A 17,082-nucleotide genomic window follows, 5' to 3' on the forward strand; every position below is an offset into this window, starting at 1 on the left:
AAAAGAACGAATGGGCATTACAAATTATTAAAGTAAGGATAGAGGATCTTATTATTATTAAGATAAAAGCAGACTCTTTTTGGTCTTCTTATCATTGAGCACAGCTCCTAAAAACTTGGCCTTACCATTCATTAAATTATTTTTTGCTATTTCCACTTTATTCTTTTTCGTTTTGCCGCTTTTGATGACGATGATTGAACCATCACAAATATTGGCGAGAACTTGTGAATCTGCAATCTCTACTATTGGTGGACTATCGATTAATACGATATCGTATTTTTCCTTTATTTTCTCAAGGAAAGAAATCATTTCTTTTGAACCTAATAAATCAGACTCAATTGGAGGTTTAGGCCCACTAGTAATGAGATCAAGATTTTCTATAGCGGTGGATAATACCAACTTCTCCAGTGAATAATTATTCAGAAGGATATCAATTAAACCACTAAAATTATTTTTTGAAAAAAAATTGTGTAATTCAGGTCTTCGAAAATCAGCATCTATTAGCAAGACCCTCTTTCCTTGTTGTGCAAATACAATTCCTAAGTTTGCGACTGTTGTTGTCTTTCCTTCACCACGCGAAGCGGATGTAACAAAAATCGTCTGAATCATTTCATGATTGTATAGGTACTGAAGATTTGTACGAATAATCCTGTATTGTTCGGCGTACCTAGACTCAGGATTAGTTTGTGATATAAGCGGTTTTATTGCACTCGAATTTTTTCTACTAAACAATCTACTTATCCCCCTAATCCTTTATTTTGAGAGAAAACTACTTTTTCTTTAACATTGGGTGTCTTGTTGTTTGTATCTTTTGATTGGACATGTGAAACTACACCAATTACAGGAATATTTAATAATTCCTCGATATCTTCTTCATAAATAATTGTGTTACGGAAAACTTCTAAAAATAATGAAATCGTGAAAGCAATAACTAAACCAGCTAATAAGCCAATAACCATAAAAAGAATGGGCTTTGGGTAGATAGGTTCTGGATTAGCCTTTACTTTAGTAGGAGGAAATAACTGTACGTTATCAATCTTGATTATTTCCAAAACTTGTTTCTCAAAAACAGTTGCAACTTTATTAACAATGTCTACAGCTAACTCGTAATTAGCATCTTTTACAATGATGGTTATTACCTGTGATTCATTCTGGGTATTTACCACAATATTCTTACTTAATTCTTTATAGGTTTTATTCAGTTTTAAGTCGTTAATAACTTGTTCAATAACCACATCTGAATAGATAATATCCTTATACGTGTTGGCAAATTGAAAGTTCGTCATCACCGTATTAAAATCAACAACCTCATTCGGAGTAATATTATTAACAACAATCTTCCTGGAAGCTTCATAAGCCGGAGTCAACACATAAGTAGCTATAGCCCAACTAACCCCCGCAAAAATTACCCCTAGAAATGTGATTAACAATATATGTTCTTTCAGGATCCTCCAAAATTGCCTAATACTTATCGTTTGTTCCATTTAATAAGCTCCTTTACATAGCCAAGGTTATTAATTTTAGAAAAACTTGCAGTGCTTCCACTGTTTTTTCCAACAGATCTTAAAAAGCGTTTTTTGAACCAAATAGAACAAACACAGTGAAGATAATAATTTTAAGATCTACCATGATTGACCTTGTTCGAATATAGTATAAATCTAGTTCTACCATTTCTTTAAAGCCAATATTGCTTCTACCACTGACTTGCCACAACCCAGTACACCCTGGAATAACATACAATCGCTGTAATTCATATTTAGAATATTGTTCTACCTCTCTTGGAAGAGGAGGGCGTGGTCCCACGAGACTCATGTCTCCTTTTAAGACATTAATTAGCTGTGGAAGCTCGTCAAGACTTGTTTTCCTTATAAACCTACCAACTTTTGTTACTCTTGGATCATTTTTCATCTTAAACATATGTCCACTGACGTCATTGTACTTCAATAGGTCATTAAGTTTTTCTTCAGCATTTGATACCATAGAACGGAATTTATACATAATGAATTCTTTTCCATTTAACCCCACCCGCTTTTGCTTAAAAAAAAGAGGACCTTTAGGATCTTCAATCTTAATTGCTAGAGCGATAATAAGAAAAACAAAGCCAAAAATTAAAATTCCTGTTAGAGCTCCGAAGATATCTAGCCATCGTTTTGTCCTTAAATAAAATGTTTTATTGTTTACTAGAATCTCATCATTCTTTACCTTCAATAAAATATTTTCAACGGGATTAGACATATTAGCCCCTGCCTTTTTAACCTTGATTTACTTTCTTCCTTAGATTATGTGATAGCAATAATCAAAAATCTTAGAACTCATCTTATTTTGAACTCTAACTCAAAGGTAGTTTTGGATATTTTTGTGAATTACAGGTATTTTCAGGATGTTTCCCCTTTTCATAGATGGTTTGATTCCTATTTTCATTTGAAAATCTCACAAAGAAATGAGTAAGTGCCTTCCTCCAATTTTCCATTTGCGGGAAACCATTTTCCCTTAATGCAGTATTATTTAATACAGAGTAATGGGGGCGTGGAGCCTTTCTAGGGAATTCATCTGTCTTACAAGGTACAACATTCATTTCAATATTTGCTTCTTCAAATATCGCTAATGCGAACTCATGCCAAGAACAGCTTCCCGAATTTGTTACATGATATATGCCATATTTATCGGTGGAAATTAAGCGTAAAATACATTGCGCCAAATCGAACGTGTAGGTAGGACTGCCAATTTGATCATCCACAACCATAACCTGATCGATCTTATCCGAAAGCTTTAACATTGTTTTTACGAAGTTTTTTCCATGAACCCCATATACCCACGATGTTCTGACGATAAAATATTTGCCTAGATATTTTCTTACGTAATTTTCACCAGCAAGTTTTGTTTGTCCATAGACACCTAGTGGACATGGAGTTTCGCTCTCCCCAATCGGCTTTTTACTATCACCATTAAATACGTAGTCAGTACTTATAAATACGAACTTTGCCTTTAACTTAGAGGCTGCTATTGCCAAATTCTTTGTACCAATCCCATTCACTAGAAATGCGGTATCAGGAACATCCTCGGCCATGTCTACATTCGTATATGCTGCGGCATGAATGACGACATCGGGCATTAATTCATAGATTTTTTTTTGGACTTGAGTGGGATCAGTAATGTCTAAATCTTCTCTACTTAATCCAACAACTTCGACTTCGTTTTCCTCATTCAAAATGGAAACTAGCTCAGTTCCTAGTTGTCCTTTCGCACCAGTAACGACTACCTTTAAAGGAGACATAATTGTTCACCATATTGCTTTTGGTAATAATCTAAATAAGTACCAAGTTTAATATTTTCCCACCATTCTTTATTATTTACATACCAATTAATTGTCTCGACTATCCCGACATCAAAGGTATAATGTGGCTTCCAGCCTAATTCAGTTTCAATTTTAGTAGGGTCAATTGCATATCTTTTATCATGCCCAGGACGGTCTTTTACGTATTTAATTAGATTTTTCGATACACCTAATTTTTCGACAATTAAATTTACAATTTCATTATTCGTTTTTTCATTGTGACCACCTATGTTATATATTTCACCTGGTTTGCCGGCATGAACGACTAAATCTATTGCGGAACAATGATCTCTCACATGAAGCCAATCACGGGTATTTCCCCCGTCCCCATAAATTGGAAGTTCTTTCCCTTGCAGAGCATTCGTTACCAATAATGGGATCAGCTTTTCAGGGAAGTGGTATGGGCCATAGTTATTTGAACATCTTGTAATATTTACATTCATGCCATATGTTTCGTAATACGCACGGACTAATAAATCTCCGCCTGTCTTACTTGCCGAATAAGGACTATTAGGGGCTAGCGGTGTACTTTCAGTAAAAAAGCCTGTTTCTCCTAAACTTCCATAAACCTCATCAGTAGAAATTTGCACAAATTTCTTAATATTATTTTCTTTAGCGAGATCTAATAAACATTGTGTTCCAAGTACATTGGTTTTCACAAACACACCCGGATTAGTAATGCTGCGGTCAACATGTGATTCTGCTGCAAAATTAACAATGACATCGATTTGATATTTTTTTAGAAGAAAATCAACGAGCTCACGGTTATTGATATCTCCTTTAACAAAGGTATAATTCTCATGATTTTCTACGGCTTTTAAGTTTTCTAGATTCCCTGCGTAGGTTAAAAAATCTAAATTAACCACCTTGTCGTCAGGATAGGTCGCCAATATGTAATGAATAAAGTTACTGCCTATAAAACCAGCACCACCTGTTATTAACAATTTCATATCTTTACGCCCTTCCACTCAAAATTATTTACTGCATGTTTTAATATTGGATGGTTTTTATCTTTTTCAGATAATATTGGATTCGATTTCGGCCATTTGATGCCAATTGCAGGATCATTCCAAATAATTCCTCTATCATGCTGTGGAGAAAATAAATGATCAACTTTATATTGCACTTCTGTGTTCTCTACTAAAGTACAAAAACCATGAGCAAATCCCTGCGGAATCAATAACTGCAGCTTATTTTCAGCTGTTAAAATAAAAGCTTCCCATTCTCCATATGTAGGGGATCCCTTTCTAATATCCACAGCGACATCGTAAATAGCACCTCTCGTAACACGAACAAGCTTTGTTTGTGCCTTAGGATTAAGTTGAAAGTGCATGCCTCTAATCGTTCCAGCTTTTTTGGACAATGAATGATTATCTTGAATAAAATTCAAGTTCATTCCAATCTCTTTGTATACCTTTTCGTTATAGCTTTCATAAAAGAAACCACGTTCGTCTTCATAGACAATCGGCTCAAGTAGTAACACATCCTGAAATTTTGTAGGAATGATATTCATTTTTCCAACTCCTAATCACAATCTAATTAATTAACAAAAGTTGCTTTGTTTCCATTTGTCTATGGGGTATTTCAAATATTTCAAAAAGCCAAGAATCAATTGAATATTTGTCATATATCTCTTTAGGTACTTCTTTAAAGTGATTTCTAATAAAATCCAGACTGATCATTGGATGTTCCCGATCAATAACATTGATATTTTCCGGATGATATATATCGTAGTTTCTAATAGATGAATTAGTAGTTATCAACTTTTGTTTCGCCCCAAAAACTTCGATTGTCCTTATCGTTAAGCCGTTTTGCTTCGGTCTTTCAATATCGATAATGACCTTCGCCCTCGAGAACAACTCGAGCACCTCATTCTTTGGGAGCCCCTTAAACTGAAGTTCTTTTTCCCCAAACATTCTCAAGTCTTTGTTAAAGAACCTTTTAATATGGAATAGGAGTTTACTAGGATAATATTTATAAAAGTGATAATTTAAACCATTATCTATTAGCTGTTCTTCAATCTTTTTAAGAATTGTAAACCGGTCAGTATGTACCGTACCGACAAAAAGTACATCAATGTCCTTTTTTCTTTTAGTAGCAGCAAGTTCCCTATAATCATCAATGTAAAATAATGGTCTGAATTTTAATTCACTGTACGTTTGAGCATCTTCCCGATCAAACGTATAGACAAGATCAAACATGTCTTTAATTTTTTTTGAATGTGGTGAATAGTTGAACGCATCCCACATATAGAGGATAAACTTGGCTTTTTTATGAAATTCTTTCAATTTTCTGATGTTATTTTTTGATATTACTTCCCCTCTAATAATAAAAACTGCGTCGTAATCCCTGTTCTTCGTTTTTGCAATGATTTCGTTATAATAGTTGGCATTTCTTCTCGCCAGTAAATTCCTATTCACTCGAATCAGAGCTTTTGTAAGAAAATCATTTTTTGGACGCTCATCATAGAAATCAACTACACTGCCAAGAGACTCTAGCTTCATCTTGATTTCTTCTTCGTAACCAAAAAACTTCGGTGAAATAAATAGGATTCTCTTACCACTAAATTCATTCATCATTTATATAATCCCTTATCTTTCATTTCCGTCATTGCTATATCATAGTTGTCTTCTTCAATTTCCTGCTCATTTACCCATTCGACAAAATGTTCGATCCCATCTTCAAAATCATATTGAGGCACAAAGGTTAACTTATTAAAAACATTGGATAAATCTGCAAAATTATGTCTTATGTCACCAAGTCGATATTGACCGGTCACCAAAATTTTGGCATTTGACTGATATTTTTCAACTAAAGTATTGGCAACTTTTAAAACATCTGTAGCTATTCCTGTTCCTACATTAAAAATTTGATCGTTCGCTTCATCTAATTCAATTGCTTTCATAGTTGCAGCAACGACATCATCTATATAGACAAAGTCACGACTTTCTGTTCCATCCTCAAAAATGTTTAGATCATTTCCATTTTTAATTCTCGTTGAAAAAATAGAAAGAATACCTGTATATGGATTCTTTAAAGATTGACCAGGACCATAAACATTTTGATATCTTAATCCTACTACCGGAATTCCTAAGGCTTTCCCCATAACCATGCACATGTTCTCCTGCCCATATTTTGTAAATCCGTAAATAGAAGAAGGCTGGATTTGTGAATCCTCTGTTGTACTAGTTGCCTCCACATTCTCATCACATTTAGGGCATTTTACATTAAAGTCTCCTTTAGATAAATGCTCCTCGATTCGCTGTCCTGGAAAAACTTCTCCATGGGTATAGCAAAGATATCTTCCTTCTCCATAAACAGCTCGAGACGAAGCAACGACCAGTTTTTTCACTTCATTCGGTTCATTTGCTATTAAATCCAACAAATTAGCGGTCCCTTTTATATTTACTTCTATGTATTTGTCAATCTCATACATAGATTGACCTGTACCTGTTTCAGCAGCTAAATGAACGACTACATTTACCCCATTCAACGCCTTTCTTAAGTCACTCTTGCTCCGCACATCACCATAAACGAACTCAACTTTATCCTTAATTCTCATATATAATTCCGATTGCTCTGGGATCTTCCCGTGAATTTGGGGAGAAAGATTATCTAATACCTTTACTTTATATCCACCATCCAAAAGTTTTAAGGCAAGAGAGCTCCCTATAAATCCTGCACCACCTGTAATCAATACATCCATTTGCCACTACCTCCTATGTTGAAGATAACACCTACGCAAGTGTTTCCTATAACGAACATGGAAACAAAAAAAATTCAAGCAAGTCTTTTATATATAAATTTAGAGGTCTTCGTACCACTTGTTCTTTGTAAAGAACGATTTATTTTAAGTTTAAGTCCTTTAAATTAGGAAATCAAACCTTTTTTTTCTATTTTTAGTGACCTTTTTCGCTATGTTCCAAGAAAAATTGTCGAGATAAATTAATAGAATTGGGTTTTTCTATGCGTTATAATGAACAACACAACCAAGAAAGCATCCGTGTGTATTGGTACTCTAAACGATGGAATAAACAAATGAACGCGAAATGAAGGAAAGAAAAAGAAGGAAAGTGATGAGATGAAAATATTATTAATGGGTGTTCAAAAACTTAAGTTTATGCCCTATATGAATTTTTACCTATCCCAGTTAGATTTGATTCATAATGATGTTCACTTATTGTACTGGAACCGTGATATGAAAGAAGAAAAACGACCGGATTTCAATATTACCTATCATGAGTTTAAATGTTATCAAGAAGATGAGGTCCCAAAGGTAAAAAAAATAAAAAGCTTTATGAAATATCGAAAAGCGGCTAAGCAGTTAATATTAGAGGAAAATTTTGATTTAATTATCGTACTAAACACGGTCTCTGGATTTTTGCTACAGGATTTCCTTTGGAAAAATTATTCTAAAAAATATATTTTTGACTATCGTGATCCTACTCTTGAAAATATTCATTTTTATAAATTTTTAATTGGAATCATTGCGAAAAAGTCGCTTGTTACATTCGTAAGCTCTGATGGTTTCAGAAAATTCCTTCCTAAAATAGAAAATATTTTTACTTCACATAATATCCTTTTAGACTCGTTACATTATAGAGATGTACGTTTGGCTGTTAGTAGAGAGGTTTCACCAATTAGAGTTCGGTATTGGGGAATGATTCGTGATGAATCAATTAATAGGACCATTATTGATAGGTTAGCAAATGATAAGAGATTTGAACTTCATTACCATGGTAGAATGCAAAAAACCGGAAAAAATCTCGAGGAATATTGCCAAAGTAATGGAATTCGTAATGTGTTTTTTCATGGTGTTTATTCACCAGAAGAACGTTATGAATTCGCAAAAGAAACAGACATTCTTCATAACATTTATGAAAAGCATAAATTATTATCAAGGGCAATGGGGAATAAATTCTATGATGGCATTGTTCACTATATCCCCCAAATTTGTAATGAGGATTCATATATGGGGGAAAAAGTAGAATCAGAAAAAGTTGGGGCTGAATTGGATCCTAATGACCTTTCATTCGCAGATAAGCTTTATCATTATTATTTAAATATTAATTGGAAAGAATTTAACGAAAGATGTGATTCTCTCCTTAGTCATGTATTGCAGGAGTATCAGTCAGGTAATAAAATAATTAACGATATTATCCATAAAAATGAAGTCTCTCAAATTAAAGAGCGTAGACAACATGGGTAACTTCGCTTTTCATGTTCCTTAAGTGATTCTTCACCACATGTTCATTGCAGACTTATACTAATTAGTTGAAACATACTATTGGAGGAATACAAGGATAATGTTAAACGATTATATAAGGGGTAGAGATAATAATCTCGATATCTTAAGGTTCCTAATTGCTACTTGGGTTGTGTATGTTCACTCATTTCCCCTATCAGGGACAGATTATATGAGTGAGAGATTACGAGTGATGACATTCTTTATCATCAGTGGATTTTTTATTACGTTGAGTTTGATGAGAAATAGTAATTTGTTTAATTTTTTTAAGTCTAGGATCATTAGATTATATCCAGGGTTAATTTTTATTGTTATATTCACAATATTCTTACTAGGACCGCTTGTATCAAGTATGAACGTTACTGACTATTTCTTGCATCCAGAAACCTATCGTTATTTTAAAGTTTTATTTATAAAAGGACTAGAAGGACATAGCTTACCCGGAGCCTTTGAAAATAATATTTATCCTAATACCGTTAATGGATCCCTTTGGACGATTTATTATGAAGTCATTTTTTATATAGGTATTGCCGGGCTATCTTTATTAGGGTTATTAACAAAGCGGATCATGTTATTGTTATTTATGCTCTCTTTTATATTATTTTTCATACCGATTACGTCAGGGAAATTATTAATTGAACTATTTATCTTTTTTTCAATTGGAAGCGTGTTTTATCTCTATAGGAATAGGATTCCTATTAATATCGGATTAGCTCTCATTGCTCTTGTCTCGTTATTAATCTGTTGGAAATTAGAATTTTTTGTACATGGTTACGCCTTATTTGGATCGTACCTAGTGATATTTTTAATTTTTTATAAAAAAATTAATATCCCCTTTTCAACTCAACTAGGCAACTATTCTTATAGTTTATTTCTATTCGGGTTCCCTATTCAACAAACAGTTACTCACTTTTATGGGGGAAGTATGAATCCTTTAACCAATTTCCTAATTTCGTTTCCGATAGCATTGGTTTTCTCAATGATTTCATGGAATTTCATAGAAAAGCATTTCATCAAATATAAGAATAAACCTTTAAATAAAAAGACTAAAACGATCAAATCAATGAAAGCAGCAAATCAGTGAAAGCAGCAAATAATCCCCAACTAGTTTCCTAGATGGGGATTAATTATGACGTTTCTACAGTTGGACTGTGGAACAATTTCTGTGAAACAAGATTTTTCGGGGCGTCACAGTGACGAAAGCAGCCATACACAATGAAGCATAAAAACAATTGTATAGAGCAGCGAAGCAAAGACAGCAATCGCTTTGACGATTTGCGTAGAAGGAACAGCTTTAAAAAAGATAAACAGGAATAGTAACAGAGATAGTGAAAGTTTTATTAACACAAACAAAACAGAGTTTGCTTCATATACATTATTCATAAGTGGGTTCATTTCAGTAATATAGCCTTTTTCAAGTCCATAATAAGTAACAAATGCATCAACTATATTTAGGAGCGAAAGGTAATAAAACAACCTAGTCATAAATGCCTCCTGCCAAGTAACTCTTTAGTAAACATTCAATATAACGAACGAAAAGATAAAAATGCTCCTAGTCTACTCTCGTATATCCATACTATGACCCACTAGTTTATTTTTATGCCAAAATGACTATTCATCATGTTTCAATCTATAAATTACTTCCCTAATTTGCTGCAGTTTTTCTGGACTCATTTGTTCTTCAGTAAATTCAATTTCTACTTTAAACATCGTTTTTACGGTTTGTTGCGAACTGCCTAATTTTATCTCTTCCATTCCTTCTTTCTCTCTTTTGACTAACTCTTCTAATTCGACATTTAATGTTTTTGCAATTCGGTATAAGATATCGAAACTTGGATTCTTCTGAATATCTCGTTCAATCAAACTTAGATAGGATTTGGATATCCCTGTTAACTCACTTAATTTGCTTAATGTTAGCCTGTTTTTCTTCCGTAGTTCCTTTAATTTGGTTCCTTCCACTATATCTCTCCCCTAACTCAAGCCATTAACAACAATCCTCCCCAAATCCCTCAACAACACAGCTTTAACCTCCAAGCCCTTTTGTCATCAGTGTAATAACAAGCGGTCCTAAAATTACGATAAATAAAGAGGGAAAGATAAAGAAAACCATTGGAAACAACATTTTTACCGGAGCCTTCATTGCTTGTTCACGTGCTGCCTCTCTTTGCTGTTCCCTTATCCTCATCGTTAAATTCCCTAAAACTTTAGCCATGCCGATACCAACTTGATCCGCCTGGATTAGCGAGTTAATTACACTTTGGAACGAATCGGATGGGACACGCTTCCGCAGTTCATAAAACGCCTCTCCTCTCGACATCCCTAGTTTCATGTCCTCTAACGTTTGCTTAAACTCATCTGCTAATGGACCTTTTAATTTTCGAGAAACTTCAGCCAGTGCTAAATCAAGACCCATTCCAGCCTTAAGCAATAAATTAACGGTATCAAAAAAGTCTGGCATCGTCTTATTAATCGCTTTAATTCTTGCTTTTGCCTTTTTCCCTAAGTAAAAAATCGGTAAGCGAAAACCTAGAAATGCGATAGCAAATACGAGTAGCCAACCACTTGTTTTTTCTTCAACAAAAGGAAGAAGAAAAAAGAAAACGGCGAAACCGCTGCCACCAGCAAGCACCAGTTGAAAGAGGCGAAAATCAATCGCTGATTCAAATGGATAGCCGGCATCACGAAGGAGCAAATCAAGTTTTTTCAATTCTGAGCTTGATATTCGGTTCGTTAAGTACGCTGTTCCTCTTGCCCAATACTTTTTTGTTAAGCTCGACAAAACCCCTTGTTTGTCTTTCGGACGATTATGCTGGTCCTCTTGAGAAAGACCTTCTCCAAAATATTTCGTTACTCGTTGATTCATCGCAATTTTTTTTTTAAATACGGTCATTAGAGTGGCCGCGATGATAAAGGTGAAAAAAACTGCAGTTAAGAGCAAGAGGGCAATATTCGCCAATTTTCTACACCTCAATTTTGATAATTTTTTGAATGAAAAACCAACCAATCATAATTGAAATCGCCGCAATCGATAACATCACTAAACCTAGCGGGTGTTCAAGCATCGGGGCGAAATAATCTCGATTCATGAGCGCTAAATAAAAGCCCATCCCTACAGGCAATAAAGTAATCACCCATGAAGACATTCTCCCTTGCGCAGTTAACGTGTTCAACTCTTCCAAAATTCTAATTCTCCCTCTGACCGTCTCCTCCATCGTCTCCATAAGAGCTGCGAGATTGCCACCGCTTTTTCGCTGGGCAAGGATTCCACGAACGACAACTTCCAATTCCTTATTAGGAAGACGGTTAACCATTTCAGTAAAGACTTCATCGAGAGGAACACCTAAACCAGCTTGCCTGATGACACGATCAAATTCAGGCCCTATCGGATCTGGCATTTCTTTGGCAACAATTTGCATCGCCTGCATAAAACTAAATCCGGCCCGCATAGAGTTCGACATCATCCCCAAACTTTCCACAAGCTGAGTAGAAAGGAGTTTTAAGCGCTTGTCACGTTTCCGCTTCATCAGCATCGTAGGCAAGAGATAGCCAATGACACTAGCAATCCCCAAAATATACCAAGCAAAACCAGAGATAAAGGCGACAAGCCCTGCTAAAACAAACACAACAACGCGAACAACGAAAAATTCCTCTGGTTTTAACGAACTGCCCGCTTCAAGTAACAGCTTTTCCGTCCGCTTACTAAAGCGGAGATGCTGAAACAACCTCGAAGCGGTAAAAAAGAGCCCTTTTAATGGACTTTGTTTTTGTTCAACTTCTTGTTGTTCGACCTCTTCTTCGATACCAGCAGGTAAAAAGCTCTTCATTCTCGATTCGATTCGTTTTCGTTTTAAAGCTTTCACTAAAAACAAATAGCTTAATAGACTAGAAAGGAGAAAGATACATATAATCGTGAAAATCATCGTTTGAGCGGACATTACCATTCACCTGCAAACCAAGAGGCCGGAAGCTTATATCCGTTTAACTCCAACTGCTCTGTGAATTTTGGTCGGATTCCCGTTGAGATAAATTTGCCATCGATTCGTCCATCTGTTTGACCAGTTTCACGGAATAAATACAAATCTTGTAGAACAACTGTATCTCCTTCCATGCCGAGTACCTCTGTAATATGAGTGATTTTCCTCGTTCCATCTTTCATTCTTGCTTGTTGTACAATCAAATTAATCGCACCAGCAATTTGTTCGCGAATCGCTCTTACAGGAAGATCAAACCCGGCCATCATGACCATCGTCTCCAAACGGGCAACAAGATCGCGTGGAGCATTTGCATGACCGGTACTTAAACTGCCATCATGACCCGTATTCATCGCTTGTAACATATCTAAAGCTTCAGCTCCCCGTACCTCACCGACGACAATTCGGTCAGGCCTCATCCGCAGTGAGTTTCGCACTAAATCACGGATAGAAATATTCCCCTTGCCTTCAATATTTTCTGGACGGGATTCAAGTGAAACGATATGTTCCTGGTTCAGTTTCAATTCCGCAGCATCTTCAATCGTAATAATCCGATCTTCATTCGGAATAAAAGAAGATAATACATTTAATGTCGATGTTTTTCCTGATCCAGTTCCACCACTAATAAAAATATTCAGCCGAGATTTTACACAAATATCGAGAAATTCCCCCATATCTTCACTTAGCGTTCCAAACCGAACTAAATCTTGAATCGTAAATGGCTTTTCCGAAAACTTTCGAATCGTCAATGCTGGACCTTTTAAGGCTAAAGGTGGAATAATTGCGTTTACCCGGGAACCGTCTGGCAGACGAGCATCTACCATTGGCGAGCTTTCATCCACACGGCGACCAATTGGTGAAACAATCTTTTCAATCACGCGCATGACATGCTGGTCATTTTGAAAAACGGCATCACTGCGAATAATTTTTCCATCTTGTTCACAATAAACTTCCTTCGGACCATTCACCATCACTTCTGAGATCATTGGGTTTTCTAGCAGTGGGGTAATCGGACCATAAGCTAATAGCTCATGTTTTATAGAGGAAATGAGTTCCTGCTTTTCTTCAAAACTTAAACGATGGTCTTCTTCCTCAAAAAACGTTTGACTAAGATCATCGATAATTTTTGCCTCTTCGTCACGAGTTTTCCCTTGATGTTTTCTTAGTTCATCAAGTAAATGCGTATGCAATTTCGGTTCCACTTCAAGAAAATGTTTTGAATTTCGGTTTAATTGCTTTTTTAATCGACCACTTTCAGCCTCTCGCTTTTCTTCCTTATTTCTTGTAAAAAGAGACATTCCCTTCCCCCTCCTTACTGACTAACTAAAAACTTCCGCTTTACTCTCTTTTTCTCGTTCTGCTGCTCTGGTTCTTCCTTTGCCATGATTGTTTCAGCTAGCTTTAATACCTTTTTACTTAACTGGTTTCGTGGGTTTGATAAAACATACGGGAGACCTGTTGAAATCGCTTGTAAGGCGACCTTTCCTTGCTCAGGAAGAACACAGTATAAAGACAACCCAATGATTTCTTCCAATTTCTTATGGTTTAACCCTTGCTTTTTTAACTGTTTATTTACGACAACCTTTACCTTGTCTTTTAAATTAATTGTTTCGAGTGTTTCAAGATACAGTTTACTTAGGCGAATGACAGATAAATCATTGGTCATCACTAATAAAATTTCATCTGCCAATTCCAGGCAACTCATATGAACTTCAGAAAGATAATTAGGCATGTCAATTAAGACAACATCAAATAGCTTTTTTACCTCTTCAATCGCTGTTTTAATATGTTCTTCGCCAATTCCTTCGAAAAACTCCGGACGAGAGGGGGCTGCTAAAATCGCTACTCCGCTTTCGTGATGAATCATGTATTGATCAATCGTATAATTTGAACGACCATAGGCCTCTTTTACCCATTCATAGATGGTGCGTTTTGGTTTTTCATTAAAATAAACGGCCATATCACCGAACTGGATATTCGCATCAATAACAGCAACCGATTTCCCCTGCTTTGCCAAGGAAATGGCTAAGTTTGCTGTTAACGACGTTTTACCGACCCCGCCTTTAGGACTGCTAATTGTCAAAACTTTGCTTTCTTCCTTTGGCAACTGGCCGTAAACACGATCTTTCCCCTCTCGTTGTTCCATATATTTGATTGCTTGATGAACGGACTCGCGCATTTCTTCATTTGTATAAGAAACTCTTAAAAGATCTGACGCACCCATATTCATTGCTTTTTTAATGTTTTCCATATTATCTGGAACAATGAGAATAATATAAACATGTGGATATCGGACTGAAATCTCCTGACAAAGATCATAAATATTATAGAGAGAATTTGCTTTTAAAAATAAAACAGAGTTTTGGTTCTCAACCAATTGTTTATGAAGGCTTTCCAATTGGTTCGTGCTCACTAAAGAATATTCGCGTTTATCTAAGTAGGAAGAAAGCTCCCCGGCATCTGAATTTGTATCTGAGAAATAGAACCAATATACCCCCATAATCACCCCTCCTTAATCATCTTTCTCGTTACTTTATACCCTTGTTTCCCTGTTTCGGTTTCTCCTTCGTTACGTAACATTAAATAAAATCCATCACTGTCTAAGGCAGCAAGGCTAAGCGCCACTCCATCTTCAGGAGTAACTTCTAAAGTGACCGTCTGATAATGCAATGCTTCTTCTGGGCGATCCGCTGATTTCCCAGCAGCTAGAACTTTGATATTTTCAAGTACGATTACGGCCGATTTGAATTTTTCGTCCTTCTTTTTATCTTCCGTCGTTTCATAAGCAATGACATCGACGAATGCTTCTGGTTCGATATACCCTGATACACCTGAAGCTGTCTCAACATCAATCGAGATTGCCCGTTTCCCTTCCGCTAAGTCTGCGATTGGATTGGCGATTTCACGCTTAAAATTAGGTTCTTCCTCAACCTCAATTTCTTCTTCCATTTGTGAAGCTTCTATATTTACAGTTGTTGCTTGCTCTTGTGGCAGAACCACGAAATAAGCGACAACAGTTACAGTCAATCCTAAAAATAACGACCAAAGCCAAATTTTTCTTGTGTTCAAATGGATGCCTCCTTTCAATGAAGAATCCTTTTATATTTTTTTATTACTTAATAGTCTTTAAGCTTTATTTCTTGGTTATTTATTTCAATATTCAATCTTTATTCAACACGCATGACCGTCGTATTCGTGATCGTAAACCCACTTGCAATTGGAGTGATGAATTCAAACGGGTATTTAATGACAACGGTTGCGTCCGTCCCAGGTCCTGAACCTGGATTGACATTGACATGACCAGTCGCCAGCCCAATACTTCCTCCAGACTGAACCGCTACTTGAGTAGGATTGCTGTCGCTAAGACTAGCTGCGCGAGCCGCTTCTCTCCCCGCATGGTCAATAACTAAATACGCATGAAACGCTCGCCCAAAATCGACGATTCCAAATAACAGCAAAACCAACATTGGAATAACGAATGCAAACTCGACGAGCGATTGGCCTTTTTCAGACTTCATTAGAAACCACCCCAAACATAAGCACTCAAAGTTCCGATTGTGATTGCTACACCGTAAGGGAAAACAATACTAGAGTTTTTATCGGCATTTTTTAATGAAGTGAAAATTCCTTTTAAAAAAACAATGTTGATTAAAAATGAACGAAGCGAATACACGAAACCATATTTCTTAACGATTAAGATGACAGAGATGATTCCGCCGATAAGTGCAGTAAAAACAAATGAATAAAAAACAAAACTCGCTCCCATTAAAGCTCCAATCGCAGCCATTAATTTCACATCCCCAGCTCCCATCCCTCCTAAAAGGTACGGAATCAATAGAACGAAAAATCCAAGAAGAAAACCTAGGCCGCTAAATTGAAATCCTTCCCAACCCAATGTCACACTGTAATAAACGAAACCAATCATAATTGCCGGTAGAGTGACGATATTTAAAATCTTTCTGTTCTTTAGATCCGTTACTAATGAGATAACTACCGTTATCAATAGGATTATTTGAATAAACATAATGATTACCTCAGCTTTTAAGAATGAGCGCCCTACTAGAATAGTAGAGCGCTTGGGTCATAAACTTAATTTCGTTTATCCTTATAATGTAAGTGCCGCTACAATTTCATCGAATAGGTCCTCAATCGCATCGCTAAATAATGCTAATGCTGCAACAGCAGCCAATACTACTACCCCTAATACTAACCCATACTCCGATAACCCTTGTCCTTCTTCTTCCATTACTAAATTCTTCATTTTTTCTAGCATTCTCGTTTCCTCCTAAAAGTTTATAATTTGTCGTTTTGTTCATTTTAGTGAACTTTTATAGAGAAGTTTATTTCTCTATTGAATTAAGTTATCCTATTTCGTTCTTTTTAATGAACAACCCTTACGTAGATAATACGATGATTGTTCGTTAAAGTAAACTATTTTCTCTGAATTTGTTCTAAATAAAATACGACAAAACTCTACATTGTTTCCTATTGAGAATGAAACAATGATGCTTTATATTCGATATATAGAACAT

20 protein-coding genes are annotated in these 17,082 nt (G+C 35.8%); 2 read left to right on the forward strand and 18 right to left on the reverse strand.

Annotated elements, in window-relative coordinates; translation table 11 throughout:
* Positions 1–57: 57 nt before the first annotated feature.
* From GNT69_RS19710 to GNT69_RS19745, 8 genes are all read right to left on the reverse strand, one after another.
* Positions 58–732 (reverse strand): CpsD/CapB family tyrosine-protein kinase, encoded by a 675-nt coding sequence (locus GNT69_RS19710; protein ID WP_239094357.1) that lies wholly within the window; start codon positions 730–732, stop codon positions 58–60.
* Positions 733–737: 5 nt separating this feature from the next.
* Positions 738–1,484, reverse strand: a complete 747-nt coding sequence (locus GNT69_RS19715) for a YveK family protein (RefSeq protein ID WP_203556705.1) — start codon at positions 1,482–1,484, stop codon at positions 738–740.
* A gap of 79 nt (positions 1,485–1,563) precedes the next feature.
* Positions 1,564–2,235, reverse strand: a complete 672-nt coding sequence (locus GNT69_RS19720) for a sugar transferase (protein WP_203556706.1) — start codon at positions 2,233–2,235, stop codon at positions 1,564–1,566.
* 94 nt (positions 2,236–2,329) lie between these two features.
* A complete protein-coding gene (rfbD, locus tag GNT69_RS19725; RefSeq protein WP_203556707.1) occupies positions 2,330–3,274 on the reverse strand; it encodes a dTDP-4-dehydrorhamnose reductase in 945 nt (314 codons plus the stop codon).
* On the reverse strand, positions 3,262–4,284 hold the full coding sequence (rfbB, locus tag GNT69_RS19730; RefSeq protein ID WP_203556708.1) for a dTDP-glucose 4,6-dehydratase: 1,023 nt from the start codon (positions 4,282–4,284) through the stop codon (positions 3,262–3,264). The genes rfbD and rfbB overlap by 13 nt, the downstream gene beginning before the upstream one ends.
* Positions 4,281–4,847, reverse strand: a complete 567-nt coding sequence (gene rfbC, locus GNT69_RS19735; RefSeq protein WP_203556709.1) for a dTDP-4-dehydrorhamnose 3,5-epimerase — start codon at positions 4,845–4,847, stop codon at positions 4,281–4,283. Before rfbC ends, rfbB begins: the two co-directional genes overlap by 4 nt.
* A gap of 22 nt (positions 4,848–4,869) precedes the next feature.
* Positions 4,870–5,913 carry a WaaS/CpsH family glycosyltransferase gene (locus GNT69_RS19740; protein WP_203556710.1) on the reverse strand — a complete coding sequence of 348 codons (1,044 nt, stop codon included), beginning with the start codon at positions 5,911–5,913 and terminating at the stop codon, positions 4,870–4,872.
* Positions 5,910–7,040 (reverse strand): SDR family NAD(P)-dependent oxidoreductase, encoded by a 1,131-nt coding sequence (locus GNT69_RS19745; RefSeq protein WP_203556711.1) that lies wholly within the window; start codon positions 7,038–7,040, stop codon positions 5,910–5,912. Before GNT69_RS19745 ends, GNT69_RS19740 begins: the two co-directional genes overlap by 4 nt.
* Positions 7,041–7,415: 375 nt before the next feature.
* Between GNT69_RS19745 and GNT69_RS19750 the strand changes: the two genes are divergently transcribed.
* Complete coding sequence (locus GNT69_RS19750; protein WP_203556712.1) at positions 7,416–8,543, forward strand: glycosyltransferase family protein; 1,128 nt, start codon at positions 7,416–7,418, stop codon at positions 8,541–8,543.
* A gap of 97 nt (positions 8,544–8,640) precedes the next feature.
* Positions 8,641–9,663, forward strand: a complete 1,023-nt coding sequence (locus GNT69_RS19755) for an acyltransferase family protein (protein WP_203556713.1) — start codon at positions 8,641–8,643, stop codon at positions 9,661–9,663.
* A gap of 104 nt (positions 9,664–9,767) precedes the next feature.
* Here GNT69_RS19755 and GNT69_RS19760 read toward each other — a convergent pair whose 3' ends face one another.
* The 10 genes from GNT69_RS19760 to GNT69_RS19805 form a co-directional block, all read right to left on the reverse strand.
* Positions 9,768–10,064 (reverse strand): DUF5658 family protein, encoded by a 297-nt coding sequence (locus GNT69_RS19760; protein WP_203556714.1) that lies wholly within the window; start codon positions 10,062–10,064, stop codon positions 9,768–9,770.
* A 126-nt stretch (positions 10,065–10,190) separates the two neighbouring features.
* On the reverse strand, positions 10,191–10,538 hold the full coding sequence (locus GNT69_RS19765; RefSeq protein WP_203556715.1) for a helix-turn-helix domain-containing protein: 348 nt from the start codon (positions 10,536–10,538) through the stop codon (positions 10,191–10,193).
* Between the two features lie 64 nt (positions 10,539–10,602).
* Positions 10,603–11,535 (reverse strand): type II secretion system F family protein, encoded by a 933-nt coding sequence (locus GNT69_RS19770; protein ID WP_203556716.1) that lies wholly within the window; start codon positions 11,533–11,535, stop codon positions 10,603–10,605.
* 4 nt (positions 11,536–11,539) lie between these two features.
* Positions 11,540–12,514, reverse strand: a complete 975-nt coding sequence (locus GNT69_RS19775; RefSeq protein WP_203556717.1) for a type II secretion system F family protein — start codon at positions 12,512–12,514, stop codon at positions 11,540–11,542.
* Positions 12,514–13,848, reverse strand: a complete 1,335-nt coding sequence (locus GNT69_RS19780) for a TadA family conjugal transfer-associated ATPase (protein ID WP_203556718.1) — start codon at positions 13,846–13,848, stop codon at positions 12,514–12,516. The genes GNT69_RS19775 and GNT69_RS19780 overlap by 1 nt, the downstream gene beginning before the upstream one ends.
* 14 nt (positions 13,849–13,862) lie before the next feature.
* Positions 13,863–15,050, reverse strand: a complete 1,188-nt coding sequence (locus tag GNT69_RS19785; RefSeq protein ID WP_203556719.1) for a CpaE/TadZ family protein — start codon at positions 15,048–15,050, stop codon at positions 13,863–13,865.
* Positions 15,051–15,052: 2 nt separating this feature from the next.
* Positions 15,053–15,619: a Flp pilus assembly protein CpaB gene (gene cpaB, locus GNT69_RS19790; RefSeq protein WP_203556720.1), complete on the reverse strand. Its 567-nt coding sequence runs from the start codon at positions 15,617–15,619 to the stop codon at positions 15,053–15,055.
* A 98-nt stretch (positions 15,620–15,717) separates the two neighbouring features.
* Positions 15,718–16,068 carry a TadE/TadG family type IV pilus assembly protein gene (locus GNT69_RS19795; protein WP_203556721.1) on the reverse strand — a complete coding sequence of 117 codons (351 nt, stop codon included), beginning with the start codon at positions 16,066–16,068 and terminating at the stop codon, positions 15,718–15,720.
* Positions 16,068–16,574 carry an A24 family peptidase gene (locus GNT69_RS19800; protein WP_203556722.1) on the reverse strand — a complete coding sequence of 169 codons (507 nt, stop codon included), beginning with the start codon at positions 16,572–16,574 and terminating at the stop codon, positions 16,068–16,070. Before GNT69_RS19800 ends, GNT69_RS19795 begins: the two co-directional genes overlap by 1 nt.
* An 81-nt stretch (positions 16,575–16,655) precedes the next feature.
* Positions 16,656–16,823: a Flp family type IVb pilin gene (locus GNT69_RS19805; RefSeq protein WP_203556723.1), complete on the reverse strand. Its 168-nt coding sequence runs from the start codon at positions 16,821–16,823 to the stop codon at positions 16,656–16,658.
* Positions 16,824–17,082: the final 259 nt, after the last annotated feature.

Source organism: Bacillus sp. B15-48, assembly GCF_016879755.1.
In the GTDB taxonomy this organism is placed as follows: domain Bacteria; phylum Bacillota; class Bacilli; order Bacillales; family Cytobacillaceae; genus Mesobacillus_B.

Excerpts from the sequence above, each read along its gene's own strand:
- GNT69_RS19715 (WP_203556705.1), bottom strand. The coding sequence starts at position 1,484 with ATGGAACAAACGATAAGTATTAGGCAATTTTGGAGGATCCTGAAAGAA.
- GNT69_RS19720 (WP_203556706.1), bottom strand. The coding sequence starts at position 2,235 with ATGTCTAATCCCGTTGAAAATATTTTATTGAAGGTAAAGAATGATGAG.
- rfbD (WP_203556707.1), bottom strand. The coding sequence starts at position 3,274 with ATGTCTCCTTTAAAGGTAGTCGTTACTGGTGCGAAAGGACAACTAGGA.
- rfbB (WP_203556708.1), bottom strand. The coding sequence starts at position 4,284 with ATGAAATTGTTAATAACAGGTGGTGCTGGTTTTATAGGCAGTAACTTT.
- rfbC (WP_203556709.1), bottom strand. The coding sequence starts at position 4,847 with ATGAATATCATTCCTACAAAATTTCAGGATGTGTTACTACTTGAGCCG.
- GNT69_RS19740 (WP_203556710.1), bottom strand. The coding sequence starts at position 5,913 with ATGATGAATGAATTTAGTGGTAAGAGAATCCTATTTATTTCACCGAAG.
- GNT69_RS19745 (WP_203556711.1), bottom strand. The coding sequence starts at position 7,040 with ATGGATGTATTGATTACAGGTGGTGCAGGATTTATAGGGAGCTCTCTT.
- GNT69_RS19750 (WP_203556712.1), top strand. The coding sequence starts at position 7,416 with ATGAAAATATTATTAATGGGTGTTCAAAAACTTAAGTTTATGCCCTAT.
- GNT69_RS19755 (WP_203556713.1), top strand. The coding sequence starts at position 8,641 with ATGTTAAACGATTATATAAGGGGTAGAGATAATAATCTCGATATCTTA.
- GNT69_RS19760 (WP_203556714.1), bottom strand. The coding sequence starts at position 10,064 with ATGACTAGGTTGTTTTATTACCTTTCGCTCCTAAATATAGTTGATGCA.
- GNT69_RS19775 (WP_203556717.1), bottom strand. The coding sequence starts at position 12,514 with ATGTCCGCTCAAACGATGATTTTCACGATTATATGTATCTTTCTCCTT.
- GNT69_RS19780 (WP_203556718.1), bottom strand. The coding sequence starts at position 13,848 with ATGTCTCTTTTTACAAGAAATAAGGAAGAAAAGCGAGAGGCTGAAAGT.
- GNT69_RS19785 (WP_203556719.1), bottom strand. The coding sequence starts at position 15,050 with ATGGGGGTATATTGGTTCTATTTCTCAGATACAAATTCAGATGCCGGG.
- GNT69_RS19795 (WP_203556721.1), bottom strand. The coding sequence starts at position 16,068 with ATGAAGTCTGAAAAAGGCCAATCGCTCGTCGAGTTTGCATTCGTTATT.
- GNT69_RS19800 (WP_203556722.1), bottom strand. The coding sequence starts at position 16,574 with ATGTTTATTCAAATAATCCTATTGATAACGGTAGTTATCTCATTAGTA.
- GNT69_RS19805 (WP_203556723.1), bottom strand. The coding sequence starts at position 16,823 with ATGCTAGAAAAAATGAAGAATTTAGTAATGGAAGAAGAAGGACAAGGG.